15 protein-coding genes are annotated in these 14,734 nt (G+C 37.2%); 14 read left to right on the plus strand and 1 reads right to left on the minus strand.

Annotation, left to right across the window (positions count from 1 at the left end):
- The coding region (locus PGLA_RS19575) for an IS110 family transposase (protein ID WP_145939618.1) at nt 1-543 on the minus strand (543 nt) is incomplete at its 3' end.
- 332 nt (nt 544-875) lie between these two features.
- Here PGLA_RS19575 and PGLA_RS19580 point away from each other — a divergent pair.
- The 14 genes from PGLA_RS19580 (at nt 876) to PGLA_RS19645 (ending at nt 14,062) form a co-directional block, all read left to right on the plus strand.
- Nucleotides 876-1,796, plus strand: coding sequence for a hypothetical protein (locus tag PGLA_RS19580; protein WP_145939619.1), 921 nt, complete (start codon nt 876-878; stop codon nt 1,794-1,796).
- Nucleotides 1,797-2,353: 557 nt separating this feature from the next.
- A complete protein-coding gene (locus PGLA_RS27585; protein WP_145939620.1) occupies nt 2,354-2,557 on the plus strand; it encodes a hypothetical protein in 204 nt (67 codons plus the stop codon).
- An 8-nt stretch (nt 2,558-2,565) separates the two neighbouring features.
- Nucleotides 2,566-3,384, plus strand: a complete 819-nt coding sequence (locus PGLA_RS19590) for an inositol monophosphatase family protein (RefSeq protein ID WP_068536110.1) — start codon at nt 2,566-2,568, stop codon at nt 3,382-3,384.
- A gap of 194 nt (nt 3,385-3,578) precedes the next feature.
- Nucleotides 3,579-4,001: a GNAT family N-acetyltransferase gene (locus tag PGLA_RS19595; protein WP_068536112.1), complete on the plus strand. Its 423-nt coding sequence runs from the start codon at nt 3,579-3,581 to the stop codon at nt 3,999-4,001.
- Between the two features lie 328 nt (nt 4,002-4,329).
- On the plus strand, nt 4,330-5,385 hold the full coding sequence (locus tag PGLA_RS19600) for an ankyrin repeat domain-containing protein (RefSeq protein WP_068536114.1): 1,056 nt from the start codon (nt 4,330-4,332) through the stop codon (nt 5,383-5,385).
- Nucleotides 5,386-5,951: 566 nt separating this feature from the next.
- Nucleotides 5,952-6,404, plus strand: coding sequence for an NUDIX domain-containing protein (locus PGLA_RS19605; protein WP_068536116.1), 453 nt, complete (start codon nt 5,952-5,954; stop codon nt 6,402-6,404).
- 260 nt (nt 6,405-6,664) lie between these two features.
- Complete coding sequence (locus tag PGLA_RS19610) at nt 6,665-7,459, plus strand: sugar phosphate isomerase/epimerase family protein (RefSeq protein WP_068536118.1); 795 nt, start codon at nt 6,665-6,667, stop codon at nt 7,457-7,459.
- 239 nt (nt 7,460-7,698) lie between these two features.
- A complete protein-coding gene (locus PGLA_RS19615) occupies nt 7,699-8,160 on the plus strand; it encodes a hypothetical protein (RefSeq protein ID WP_068536120.1) in 462 nt (153 codons plus the stop codon).
- A gap of 372 nt (nt 8,161-8,532) precedes the next feature.
- Nucleotides 8,533-8,877 carry a DUF4181 domain-containing protein gene (locus PGLA_RS19620; protein WP_068536123.1) on the plus strand — a complete coding sequence of 115 codons (345 nt, stop codon included), beginning with the start codon at nt 8,533-8,535 and terminating at the stop codon, nt 8,875-8,877.
- A 395-nt stretch (nt 8,878-9,272) separates the two neighbouring features.
- Nucleotides 9,273-9,788 carry an HNH endonuclease gene (locus PGLA_RS19625; RefSeq protein ID WP_068536125.1) on the plus strand — a complete coding sequence of 172 codons (516 nt, stop codon included), beginning with the start codon at nt 9,273-9,275 and terminating at the stop codon, nt 9,786-9,788.
- 59 nt (nt 9,789-9,847) lie between these two features.
- The gene (locus tag PGLA_RS19630; RefSeq protein WP_068536127.1) at nt 9,848-10,411 is read left to right on the plus strand and encodes a hypothetical protein; all 564 of its coding nucleotides are present in this window, start codon (nt 9,848-9,850) and stop codon (nt 10,409-10,411) included.
- A 223-nt stretch (nt 10,412-10,634) separates the two neighbouring features.
- Nucleotides 10,635-11,258, plus strand: a complete 624-nt coding sequence (locus PGLA_RS19635) for a DUF3885 domain-containing protein (RefSeq protein ID WP_068536130.1) — start codon at nt 10,635-10,637, stop codon at nt 11,256-11,258.
- A gap of 293 nt (nt 11,259-11,551) precedes the next feature.
- A complete protein-coding gene (locus PGLA_RS19640) occupies nt 11,552-12,580 on the plus strand; it encodes an alpha/beta fold hydrolase (RefSeq protein ID WP_068536132.1) in 1,029 nt (342 codons plus the stop codon).
- A gap of 942 nt (nt 12,581-13,522) precedes the next feature.
- Nucleotides 13,523-14,062, plus strand: coding sequence for a hypothetical protein (locus tag PGLA_RS19645; protein ID WP_245700187.1), 540 nt, complete (start codon nt 13,523-13,525; stop codon nt 14,060-14,062).
- Nucleotides 14,063-14,734 lie beyond the last annotated feature (672 nt).

A 14,734-nucleotide genomic window follows, 5' to 3' on the forward strand; every position in this document is an offset into this window, starting at 1 on the left:
TAATTCAAGAGAAGTACGGTTACAGACTTTGTGAAAAGCCTTGTCATAACCAGGAAAGAGAAGGTCTAGAACGGCACGGAAATGAAGCTGTGTCTCGCCATAGAGTCCTGTCCAATGCTGGTATTGCCGACAAATGACACGAAGCTGTTGAACAGGATCGCTTAGCTCCAATTGAGGCTGAGGAGATTGTAAGTAAAAGACTTGAGCAATACGAATGGCATCGCTGGGGTCTGTTTTTATCTTTCGAACAGCTTTTTGTTTCAGTTGGTGGGTGAGTAACGGATTCAGAACAATGACGGAATAACCATGCGAAGAAAAGAAAGAAGCGATAGGCTTGGAATAGTTACCTGTGGCTTCTAAAACCACTTTTGGATCCTGACCGGAGACTGTCCTCATTTGCTTCAAGATAGCTAGAAGATGATGAAGACCTTCATTGGAATGGGAAAATGGAAAAGGTTTGTACATACATTCGTGGTAGGAAAGAAAAGCAGCAGCGATACTTTTTCCCTTAGCAACATCGATACTTAGAACAGGATGATCCATATAACCTCCTTAATTTCACTGGGGCCAGCACTTTCGCTCTCCACAGGTTGGCACGGTGATTCGGGTTCTAGGACCCAACCAGCTGAATCGGGGTATGAACAAAAGGCGAGGGCTTATAACACTTTATCTGGCGGGATCTATGTCCCAACAAAACATACGTTTTTCAGCCCAGTGTTTTCTCCAGTATAAAGAAAAAGTCCATCCCCGAGCCAGTCGGGTATGAACTGAGAATACCAACATTATATTCACGCATCGGGCATACGCCCTCGGTCCGGCAGAAGGATTTCGGGGAAGTAGAGACAGCCGGACACACCCAGCATTCGCTGGGCGTCGTGAATACGGGAACGTTAGGTGAAATTATTTCTAAAAGCAGAAAGGACAAAATTATGAATCTCCAATCATTATTCAATGAACAAATTCAAACAGTAACTAAGCTTGGTGGGCATGCAAGCGATGTATGGCATGTGAGAACTTCTCAAGAAGATGTTGTTGTTAGGTCTTCCGGTGTTAGTGAGGACTCAGATGCTCCCTTTATATTTGGATGCAACAAATTATTTGGTGTAGAACTTAACAAAACATTTGATCTTGAAATTATTAATAAAGAACTTTCACTTGTTAGTCCAATTCCAATTCCAAAATGTATTCGTAAAGGAGTAATAGATGGAAGAGAGTTTGTGGTAGTCACCATGATGGTTGGTGAGAAAGTTGATCTAAAGAATGTACCAAGTTCTATTGCATATCAATTTGGCAGAGATCTAGCTGAAATACATAGCAATAAATTTACAAAGTGCGGAAACATAAAAGGAACTCTCAGATACAGTTTGGATGAATTTCATTTGAGGTTATTTGGAATTATTGAAAAGATAATTTCCCGATTCTATTCTGACAATAAAGTCATAGCTGATTTTTGGGAGACCTATAAGGATGAGGTAACATCATTACCATCTCCAGATTTTGCTGCTTTTATTATGGTTGATATGGATTCAAGGCAGATATTATCCGATGGAACAAGAGTAACTTCAATTGTAGATACAGAAGCCTATGTGATAGGACCAAAAGAGTTTGATTTAATAGCACTAGAGTATAATTTTAATCAAGAAACTGCGACTTCATTTAAGTTAGGATATCAATCAGTAACTCCCTTTCCAAATCTATCACTGATAAGGAATACCTATAGATTCTTCTATGGATTAATGCAAGTAAAAGGTCCAATTGAGATTAATGATTGGATGACTAGACCAATTCTTTTTTAGCATATCGAGGAAGAGAAATAACTTCACCTAACACCACATTCCTACTGCGGGCATTCGCCCTTGATCGCTAGAAGGATTTTCAAGGAGTATATTCAGGCGATACATTCAACCAGCTAAGTCTGACGACCCGGACCTACGGTCCTTAAGCTGCTTGAACGTCAGGAATGCCAAACGTTATGTGAAATCTTCGAAATACTGCAGAAGACCTTAGAAATCCATAATAAAAAACTGAGGAAATGAAAATCGAAGGAGGAATATGATGGATACTTTTCTTGCCATATTTCCGATTGTTTGGTCTGCTTTTATATATTCAATTATATTTTATCGTGTCTTTATTAAGGATAATGAGCATATTATAGGGAACATCGGCTTAATTGTAATTGCTAGTACATTACTTTTGCCGAATGTTCAAAACCAATATATTGAATTATCATGTGTAATAATCAGTGTAGTGCTATTGGGCACTATTATTTATAAGGCTATAAAATCAAGAAATATATAATAACAAAAGGTAGGATTAAAAAAGTAATATGGAGAGATTTTGAAAGGGTAATTCAATGAAGTCGAAGACTTCACCTAACAAAACATTCCTACGTCGTCGCTTACGCTCCTCGGTCGCCAAGAGGAATGTCGGAGAAGCGGATTCAGGCGACACATCCAACCAGCTAAGTCTGCCGACCCGTTCCCGTTGGTCACTTAAGCTGCTTGAACGTCAGGAATGCCAAACGTTAGGTGAAATCAGTTGTAAAAATTATTGTTGAGGTGAATCATGGAAGAAGATATCATTCGAGTTGCAAGAGAGCTCTCAATTACAGCAATATTGAAAGCTGGTCAAGTAGCAAAAGATTACTTTGATAAAGGTATTGATCTTCAGGAAAAGGATATCTATGGTGATATTGTTACTGATGTTGACCATAAAGCAGAGAAAATTATATTGGATGAAATCTTGGATGTGTTTCCAGAACATCAAATCGATAGTGAAGAGAGTGGCAATAACGGAAAGACAAGTGACTGGATTTGGATGATTGACCCATTGGATGGAACGAATAACTTTGCCATTGGTCTGCCGGTTTTTTCAATATCGATAACATTAATGTATAGATCAGAACCGGTTCTAGGCGTCGTTTATGAACCGCTAGTAAACCGACTCTATATAACCAGTAAAGAAGAAGGATCATTTTGTAATAATGAACAGTTGCAAGTTAAGAAGAAAGAGGAGATAAAAAAAGGTACAATTGCTTGGATTCAGGGTCATAAGGTACAAAACGATGAGAATGCTGTCAGATTGCGCCAGCATTTAGATCTTCATTTTAAAAGAATGATAAGATTATGGGCTCCAACGTTGCAATGGTGCATGCTGGCAAAAGGAGATATAGATGGAATTGTATTATATAACTCAGAGGGAGATGATTTATACTCTGGGATATTAATGGTTAAAGAAGCAGGAGGGATTGTCATAGATTTTGAAGGCAACCCCTTTAATGGAATGAATGAAGAGCCATATTTAATTGCATGTCATCCAGAACATAAAGAATATTTTTTAAGAATAGTCAAAGAGGGACTGGGTTTAATCGAAGAGGTCAACTGACATCACCTAACAAAGCATCTGCGCTGCGGGGCATTCGCCCCTTGGTTGTCAGGTGTATAATCTTAGGAGCTATCTCAGACAACACACGACCCGGCCTAAGATAAGAGCTATCTAAGGCCGGGTCGCAGATGCGGAAACGTTATACGACATTACTGAATGGTTATCAAGAACGTTCAGATTAAGAGAGGTGAATAATGACAATAAAATATATTTTGAATTCAGAAAGGTCTATTTCCTCACAACAATTAAAGGATTTATATAATAACGTTGGTTGGTGGCCTGAAAGATCCCTAGAAGATATTAAACATATTTTAGTGCAAGGTATTGCACTAGGGGTATGGAATGAGAATAAATTAATAGGATTTTGCAGGGTATTAACAGATGGAAGATTTAGAGCCTATCTTGAAGATGTTTGTGTAGATGATGAATACAGAAATCAAGGAATTGGTAGGGAATTAATTGAAGTAATGTTAAGAGAATTAAAAGATATTCATATAATTTCATTATTTTGTGATGAAAACGATCAAGAATTTTATATGAAAAATAACTTCAAATCCACATCTCAAAGAGTAATGCATTGGAAACCCAAGTACGGATTTGTAAGTGATTCGGAGTAGTCAGTAACGTCATATAACATTACATTTCAGCGTCGTCGCTGTCGCTCCTTGGTCGCCAAGGGGATTTTCTATGAAGTGGAATCAGGCGACACATTCATCCGGCTAAGTCTGACGACCCGGCACTTCGTGTCTTAAGCCGATTGAACGTCAGAAATGCGGATACGTTATCAGAAATGATTGCAAGATAATGTAAAAAGATATATTGTAGAAACTTGACTTCAAGCGCAATTTTTATTAATACTACAAAAATTAAAAAGATGGTAAAATGTAGAGTTTATATGGTGATGAAGAAAATTTATAAATTCTAACGTAAGGAGAGAAAGCACGTATGGGCAAGAAGAAAAAAACCTTACCGAAAAATTTCGATGAACTAATTAATGCAGGCGACATATCAGCATTAAAAGAAGTATTTACCCAATGCGAATTGGATGCCCGTGGCGGTTACAGTAAATCAACAGCCTTGAGCTTTTTCAATATACCGAATGAATTGGTTCGCTGGCTCGTGGAACAGGGTGCTGATATAAATGCTAGAGACAATTACAGAAAAACGCCTTTGCACAAACATGCAATGAGTTGGAACGGTAATACTGAATTACTGCTTGATTTGGGTGCAGATATAGAAGCCATTGATTATCAAAACGAGACGCCATTATTTGCCGCCGCAGGTTCATTTAAACCAAAAGCGGTTCAAACGTTGGTTACTAAAGGAGCAAATATCAATGCAGAAAATAAGATGAAACAGACTCCATTAGCAAAAGCTTTGGCATGTTGCAGAAACGCGGATATTGTCAATATGGCGGAAGTTGCCGATATTTTGCTTAACGCTAAAACAGTAGTAATGCCGGAAATGAAAGACTTTATTAAGCGAATCGGAAGCGACTTTGAATTTCATAGAGATGGCTTTAATAAAGAATATTTGAATCAAACCGATGAGGCACTTTTACGTCTATATGAGCTATTTGATGTTCCTCCAGTAGAGAAGCGAAAGATGCACGACGATGCCTCTTCAATAACAGTAACAACAAAGGGTTGGCAGGCGCAACATAATGAACTCTGGAATTTACTAATTCCTTCAAAAGGACATGCGAAAACCGTACAGGGTGAGGTTATCCGTATTACAGGTAAAGTGTCATACGAAATTTTAGATAATGGCGGTATCAACTGGGATAATCAATATCGTAAAATGCTCAATACTTTAATACATTATTTTAGCTTGGGCACACCATTAAATGCAGCTGCACTTCAAGAGGCAGTAACATTAGCGAAAGAACTTCACAACGGAAATGGTAGTGTTGAACCTGCGAGACTGTGTGAGCTGTCAGTGCATTGGGTACTCAGCAATCCGAATCCTATTACTCTAGAACAGCCTGTCTATAAGCGATAACTTATGTTCGATTTATTTAACGTATATAATAAGCATTTTCTGCGCAAAATACATCCCCTTTTTCTAAGCACTCTCTAACTATGAAAAGGGGATATTTGTATAGTTCAATACAACAAGAAATGTAAATATGATAATATCTGAAATACATAGTTAGTTTGTGTTCCAAGCTAGGTTACCCTAATGAAACATGAAGATTAGGAAATAGTAAATAATTTAAGAACCGACTCTAGGCTAGGTTTTGATCAAAGAGATTGCGGCGCATTCAGAGTAGAATTTTATAAAGAAATATAAAGAACGAAGAGAAATGAAGTAACTAATGAAGTGAGTTGTAGAGTAACTCGAAGAAGGCAATCACATCTGATAACAACGCATTCCTACTGCGGGCATTCGCCCTTGATCGCCAAGAAGGATTTCAAAGGGGGTTATTCAGGCTACACATCCAATCGGCTAAGTGGCGGAGCCACCCGGACCTGCGGTCCTTAAGCCGCTTGAACGTCAGGAATGCCAAACGTTATGTGAAACCAGTGGAAATAAGACAAATAATAAAACCATAAGAGGACAAAAACATGGCAAAAAATATTATTGTTACGGGTGGAGCAATTATTAAAGATGATAGAGGAAGAATACTATTACAGAAACGATCGGATTATGGAGATTGGGGATTACCTGGAGGTGGTATGGAAGCTGGAGAGACAATAGAAGAAACAATGATTAGGGAAGTTAAGGAAGAGACTGGTTTAGAAATTAAAGAATATAAATTGTCTTCAGTATATACAGGTCCCCGAATGGAATATCAGTATCCAGATGGAAATAAAGTTGTTTTTGTAATGTTCTTATTTAATGTTATAGCTGATTTAAGTAATGGACTCGTAGAGGATGATGGGACGCTTATCTACAATGACAAAAATAATGAATCATTACAATTGAGTGAAGACATAGAAATAGAGAAAATTAATAGCGTCCAAAAACCTGTATTTATAGATTTAAAGGAAGGAAATATAGAAATATTAAGGAACTAAGAAATGTAGGATTATTCAAAGAAGTCACTGGCATCACATAACATTGCATTATCACAGCAGTCGCTACGCTCCTTTGGTCACTAGGAGGAAGTTCATAGAAGTTAATTCAGGTGACACATCCAACCAGCTAAGTGGCATAGCCACCCGGACCTACGGTCCTTAAGCTGTTTGGACGTCGGTAATGCGCGAACGTTATGTGAAAGTTCTGAAAACTATGTAAATCAATCTTAAAACTATGTTTGAGATTGGAGAGAATTACTATGAAGTTAGGGATGCCTTCTTTGATAGAATTTAACACACTAGAACAGAATGTAAAACTTTGTCATGACTTAAGACTAGATTTTATTGAATTGAACATGAATCTACCAATTTGTATGCCTGAGAGTCTAGATTATAAAGAAATCAGAAGAATTAAGAAGGATTACGGAATCCAATTTACTATTCATTTGCCAGAAGAATTGGATCTGTCTTCATTTCATCCTTCAATAAGAAGAGGACATCTAGAGAGATGTAAAGAAACAATTGAGTGGGCAAACATGGCTGAGATAACAACTCTTAATATGCATTTGAATAATGGGATTTATTTTACGTTACCCCATCAAAAAACATGGATTAATGAACAATATCAAACAGAATTTAAACAAGTGTTGTATGAATCTTATACCAATTTATATACGATCGCCGAATCAACAGGTGTTGAATTGTGTATTGAGAACACTTGTAATTTTCATTTACCTTTTATCAGTAATGCATTAGAAATGTTAAAATCGTTTGAAAATTTTAATCTTACTTGGGATGTCGGGCACGATGCAAAGGCTAATTATTTTGAAGAACCAACATTCATGAGATTTAAGGATCGTATAAAGCATATGCATCTTCATGACTACAATGGTAAATCTGATCATCAGGAGCTATATACCGGTACCATTCCAATAAATGATAGGCTCCAATTTGCATATGACCATGATTTATCTGTAGTAATTGAGGTAAAAACAAGTGAATCATTAAAGAAATCAATAAATCAAGTAAGAAACGATTTTGTGGTTAATTCATAGAAGTCAGAACCTTCACATAACACCATATTCACGCTGCGGGCCTTACGGCCTTGGTCACCAAGGGGGATTTCGGAGAAGTGGATTCAGGTGACAACCCTGCACTGGCTAAGTCCGTCGGACCCGGCGCTCACGCGCCTTAAGCCAGTGAGGGTTCGTGAATACCCAAACGTTATCTGAAAGGAACGCAAGATTATTAAAGACTTCACAAACTATTTAGTTTGTTCATGGAGGTCCGACCAATGTATGCTGTTGTTGCGAATGTGGTAAAAGACAATCAACTTAGAGTTGGAGCAAAGGTATATATTTTATTTTGTCACGGAATGGCTGAGAACCCAAAAGTGTATGGAATGGCTAGAGACGGAAAACGAATCGAGAAATATATGCCTTATAAACGATTAATTAAATTCAGGGTGCAATGGCTTCCGGAGCATATTAGAGATAGAGTAATCTGGAAGTATGAAGATAAAGGAGTAGCAGAACAAGTAGCAAAAACTCTTGAGTTGATGTGGACTAATGTTCGTTTATTTGATGAACAAGGAAATCAAATCAGAGAAGGTGTTTCTGCAAGTGAAGCCTTTAATATAGCTAGAAAGATAAAATTCATTGATAAGACTTATAGATTTAAAAAAGATAGTAAGTTCAAAATCATTATAAAGACAATTAACAAGAAAATAAATAATAATGATGAAGAGAACATTTGATGCTAGAGATTTCGAAGAAGGCGTTCCCATCAGATAACACCATATCTACGCTACGGGCTACGCCCTTGGTTCGTAAGACGAGGTAGGCAGGGAAGCCGATTCAGCTCACAACCCTGCGAGGCCAAGTCCTTCGGACCCAGGAGCGTATGCTCCTTTAAGCCTCTCGGGTTCGTAGATACAAAACGTTAGATGAAATTATTGGGGATGTTAAACCTTAAAAATAGAGAAGGGCGGTGAAAACCATATTAGTTGAGATAGATTGCTATCCCAATCGAATGGTCCTTCGTTCAGAGAAAGGTAGTGAAAGAGAACTGAGAGATATGATCTAAAATTTTCTATAGAATAATAAATTTCAAAAGAAAGGGGGGAATTATGAATGCAATCGCTGTATTTGTGATCATACTCTGTGTACTTCAGTTCGCATTGGACAAAGTAATATTAACGTCTGATCGTAAAATTAGCGATACTGAAGTTGGTAAAGTCTATAATTGGATTTTAATTATTTTAGTAATACTTTTGATAGCTTCTATATTTTTAACACCAATGGATGAGCCAAATCTAATTTTTGATCTTTTGATCACATTCATTTGTGCTTATCGTGCCTTCATGGAATGGAAATATAATAAAGAGTCAAAAGGTTATATCGTTCAATTAGCTTCATTGATCGTTTCTATTTTATTTACTATTATTGTTTTTAGTTGTTGGCTAATCTATTAATTTAAGAGCGATTGAGAATGAAGGTTTATCATTTGTGGACTTCAGATTCATCATAAAGTGATAAAAAAAGTAGGAATAAGAATTGATGTCGTGATCAATAAAGACACAGATACAGACTAACTAAATTTATAATTCGTATAACTAAAGAATTAGAGATAATTGCGGGGAAATTCACAGAAGTCAATAACTTTATCTAACAGTATATTACCACGGCGGTCGCTACGCTCCCTTGGTCACCAAGAGGAAGTCTCGTCGAAGTGATTTCAGGTGACACATCCAACCAGCTAAGTGGCGAAGCCACCCGGACCTACGGTCCTTAAGCAGTTTGGACGTCGGTAATGCGCGAACGTTAGACGAAATACGATCTATTTATTATTTTTGAGGGGGTTATCAAGTTGGCTATTTGCGTTTATTGCAATAAAGAAAAAGATACTGACGAAATGACACAAGAACACGTAATTCCAAAAGCAATAGGGGGGAATTTATTTCCGACCAATCCTTTTTCTTTAGATAGAGTATGTAAGAGATGTAACAATCTATGTGGTGCGTATATTGACGGTCCCTTTATTAAGAATTGGCTTACTTCAAATGTTAAGTCGTCAGAGATAGCTAAATATGCTGATATAAGTAGACACCCGATATTGCCACTTTCATATTTTGGTATTCTAGACGATATCAAATTTGGTGATAAGATCTGCGAAATGTGGTTAGGCCCGACTGGAGACACTATCTATCATTTTCATGAACCATATCCTGAAATCGACGATATATCGCCTATGGTAGGTATTCCTACATATGCAAAACAAAAAGACGTTGACCCAGGTTTTTCATTTCTATTTGTTCGTTCAAATAATCCAGCATGGCATAAGACTATTATTTTTTCTTTTGTTGAACAATTTAAGAAAATTTAGGTAATGGTCCAACTCCGCTTGGAGGGAGATTTTCAGATATTCCTGAAGAATTATCGCAATTGCACGAAACACTAAGATCACTATCGGGACAGCAGCATAAGTTATCTGTAATGATTAAAACTCATTATGGTGATAGATTTCTAGCAAAAATTGCTCTAGGTATAGGAGCATTATTTCTCGCAGACGATTTCACTATTAGTTCCTCTGCAAGTTTGTTGAGAACTTTTATGTGGACAAAGAGCCTAAATGAAAGACAGCAATTAAAACTTCATGGAAGTGGATTTTTAGGAGGAACGGAAGACTCGTTAAAACAAATCCTAAATTGGCCAGGTGGTCATGTTATAGCTTTAATAGCAGATAACAATAACTTAAACTTATATTGTTCTTTTTATGGAGTTCAAAATGCAATTGTAAGAATTTCTTCTGAACCAGAGCTTTGGAAAGAACGCATTGGTGAGGGAGTAGTATTTCTAATTGCTCCAGGTATACAAAAGTTTGTTGGTCCAATAGAATTGTCAAAATATATTGCTCATAAATTTGAAGATGACCTTAAAGACGAACAATTATCGCAGTTAGAGGAAGACATGGAAAATAAACCAGAAGCACCACCATATAATATTTAGCTATTCAATGTACTCCGTCTAACAATATATTCACGCTTCGGGTCCGCGGTCCCTCGGTCCGCCAGATGGAATTCGGGGAAGATGAATCAGGCGGACACACCTGCGAGGCTAAGTCCTGTCGGACCCGGTCGCTGCGCGACCTTAAGCCTCTCGGCGCCGTGAACACGAAAACGTTAGACGAAAGATCACAAGAAGGAATAAATCAAGAAATACAGGAGGCAAAATGATACGAGAAATTATTGAATATTTTGATAATAATTTTCCGGATATCGGAAGTGATATACATGTTAGATTTGAGTTGGGAGAACCATTCCGTAATGGATCGAATCGAAGAATTAAACAAGTAAACAAAAGAGTGGTAGCAATATTTGAAGAAACATTTAACCAAAGTGATTTTATTTATGTTCTTATCAAAGATTGGGGCAACAAAGAAGATCCTATGTTTGGAAATACAACACCTGAATATATTTACGAACTATTGAATGGAAAAAGGATGGAAGAGGAAACATTATTTGAGTTAGATGAGGACGAGGATGATGAAGGGAATAAAATAGAAATTAAACATGAATATCAGGTCAAAGTCTCTGAGGGACTAGTTTCATCTTTTCGATACAAAGAAATACTTGAAGGAATTAGTCACTATGAGCAGGGGAGAAAACCATCTATAGGTCAAAGGGTATATTTCATTAGTGAGAATAAGGAAATTGTATTTAATATGTATGATGATAGAGGGTGTATCATTTATTCTATTTCTAAAGAACAAATAAGACATCTCTACGTTAAATATAATGATTGGATAGTGAATTATCATAGAGAGTATTTTGATAGTTTATTCAAGGAAGTGTGATCCTTCGTCTAACAAAACATTCCTACATCGTCGCCTGCGCTCCTCGGTCGCCAAGGGGAATTTCAGTGAAGTTAATTCAGACGACACATTCAACCGGCTAAGTCTGACGACCCAGACCTATGGTCCTTAAGCCGCTTGAACGTCAGTAATGCGATACGTTAACTGAAACTCCTTTTGAAAAATATAATAGATTTGGTAGTGCCAAGAACAATAGTACGAAATATTGATACGGAAAGTTTCCGTTACCTTTAATAGAAATATTGTAAAACTATATCCCTTTGAGGAGCCATCACATGCGTAGAAAATTAGTTAAAATATTCAAACGCACCATGCTTATTATCGTTTTAATAGCTATACTAGCTTTGATATTTCCCACATGGACACCTGAAATTAAAGGTGAGAACAGCATCAGTACGTTAGGACAGGTTAAGCTCAACGGTGAAGGACATGAGGTCATGATTAGGGGAGTTGATCGGAACAATCCAATCATTATTTTTGTGCACGGTGGACCTGGCTGCTCCGAGATTCCTTACGTGAGGAAGTATCAGCAGGAGCTTGAGCAACATTTTACTGTTGTGCATTATGATCAACGTGGGAGCGGGAAGTCCTATCATTTCTTTGCGAATTATTCGAATTTGACAACAGATTTGCTAGTAGATGATTTGTTGGCATTAACGGATTATGTTACTGAGGAGTTAGGACAAGATAAGGTTGTGTTGATTGGTCATTCATTTGGTACATATATAGGGATGAAGGCTGCGGCTAAGGCACCTGATAAATTTAATGCTTATATAGGAATTGGACAAATGGCAGATACGGTTCAGAGTGAGTCGGAAAGCTTGGAATATACGATGGAACAGGCGAAACAAGCTAGTAATTTAGAGGACGTGAAAAGCTTAGAGCTTCTTCGAGACTCGATTGAGCGAGGAGAGGGGTTTACACCTAGAATTCTACTTCAAAAATATGGTGGCGCAGCTAGGCTCATCAACGAAAATAGGGATTATAATTTAGGGTTTTTTCTAAATCCTGAATACAATGGGCTGGATGTGATTCGCTTTTATAAGGGGGTTCTAGGTTCACAAGACATCTTGATGAGAGAAGTATTAGCAAACCATTTACCCAACATTGTTGACCACCTGGATATTCCTACTTATTTTGTTATGGGAAAATATGATTATATGACAACTGTGAATGCGGCACGAGATTATTTTGATGTACTTGAGGCACCAGTAAAAGATTTTGTTGTATTTGAAGAGTCGGCTCATTATCCGCAGTTCGAGGAAAAAGAACGATTCGCAGAGTGGTTGAATGAGCTATTCTAACTTGCCCATAAATAAACGATTCGGGAACCCAAAAGAACCTACCATGCTCGATGCTATTTTACTCAGGCAAAAATTTGGAATGCGTTTCTCAGCATCTGCAAGAGCAGAGATATTAGTATTATTGGGGTCAGCCATGAGACAAGTCGCTTGAATCGGTAAGATCGTTAAAGAAGGAAACACGTAAAAAACAGAACAAGTAATTTTGTTGGGTAAATCGAAGAAGAAGGAGCATCAGTTAACATTACATTACCACAGCGGTCGCTACGCTCCCTTGGTCACCCGGAAGAAGTTTCGTAGAAGTTAATTCCGGTGACACATCCAACCAGCTAAGTCCTACGGTCCTTAAGCAGTTTGGACGTCGGTAATGCGTGAACGTTAAGCGACAGGATGAAGTTTGATAAAGATCGAAAAAGATAAGTGAGAGGAAAGAAAACAACAGCAATAACACAAGGAATCTGGTACATGATACTCCTTGTTAAGAGAGACAAGAAATTAATCGAGGGATTTCGAAGAAGAGGCTGCGGCTATAAAAAAGAAAAGTGCCTAAGGGCAGGTAAACATAAGTAAAGTAAAGAATAAGAAATAAGAGAATTGAACAAGGAGGGATCTCAAGTAGCATATGAAAGTGTCACAAGATCCCATCGCTTAACAACGTGTGCAAGCATTGTCGCTAGCGCTCCTTGGCCCGACAGAGGTATTGAAGAAGACTCAAAGATGAGATTACATAAGCAAGGAAGAAGAATCGGCCGGACACAACCATTCCCCTAAGATAAGAGCTATCTAAGGGGAATGGTCGTCTTGAACACAAATCCGTTATAGGAAATCAGCACAAGAAATAAAAAAAAAAATTAAAACTTAGTTAATCCTTTGCTGAATAGAATAACGGATAAAAAGCTGCTACAACCTCAGAAAATTTTAACGATTAATTGATAAGGGGGAGAATTGAAATTGAAATTTATATATTTAGTAATATCAGCCTTTTTGTTATTTTTAATTGTTGGTTGTTCACAACAACAAACATTTGAAACTTTCTTTCATGAAAAAATGGAGAATATGCATATTGGTGAAGATGATTATTTCTATAAGCTCGTTCACAAGGAGTTTGATGTGGCACATCAAAATGATGCATTGGCAGTTTTCAAAGAAAATAATGAACGTGGAGAACAGATGTTTATAGCTTACTTTGAGAAAGAGGATAATCAATGGCAATGGAGACAAACAAGAGGGGCTGAATGGAATTCCCCAGTTAAATGGTCTTCAATGAATCAAACACCTTTTATATATTCAGGTACAATAAGTGGCAATGCAATTAGCGAAGTATATGCAGGTGATGAACCTGCAAAAATCATTAATGTTGAAGAGGGCAAGAGGTTTTGGTATGCAATTAGTCCGATTAAAGATGTGGAAGTAATGGTGGTAAAAGAAGATGATACTAAAGAAATCATTGAAGATATTAATCATGAAGAAGTATCAAGTAAATAATTTCAAGAAATATTTTACTTGAACCGAACGATACGATAGTTAAAAGTAAATGATGTTGATATTTCGAAGAAGGCGCTGACATCCTATAACAAAGCATTCCTACATCGTCGCGTTCGCTCCTCGGTCGCCGAGAGGGATTTCAGAGAAGGTAATACAGGCGACACATCCAACCGGCTAAGTCTGACGACCCGGCACTACGTGCCTTAAGCCGCTCGGACGTCAGGAATGCGGGTACGTTAGATGAAATATTCGTATGAAACATAATATAAACAATCATAGCCGCTCAGGGAGCTGTGGTATGCAAATCCAACAAACTAAAGAGCACGAACATAAAAATTAACTCAATCAAGAATTACAGAATATTGATGCCACAATGTTGTAACCTAAATATTTTTGCGGGTGATTAATAATTTGACGACTTTATACAGAATATGGATTGTAATATCTCTTATATTTCCATTAATAGGTGTAATTAATTTTTGGCCTAATTATGTTGATAATGAATTCCCGTTGTTTACTGATGTTGTAACTGTTCTAATATTTCTTCCTTCATCTTTCATATCATTTAAATTCAATACCTCTAATGGAATTAATGAAAACATATAGAGAAAGTAAAACCAATAGGTCATTAGATTATTGGTCTAACAATGGTATTGCTAAGAATTTTTACGA

Source organism: Paenibacillus glacialis (assembly GCF_001637205.1).
In the GTDB taxonomy this organism is placed as follows: Bacteria; Bacillota; Bacilli; order Paenibacillales; family Paenibacillaceae; genus Paenibacillus_AQ; species Paenibacillus_AQ glacialis.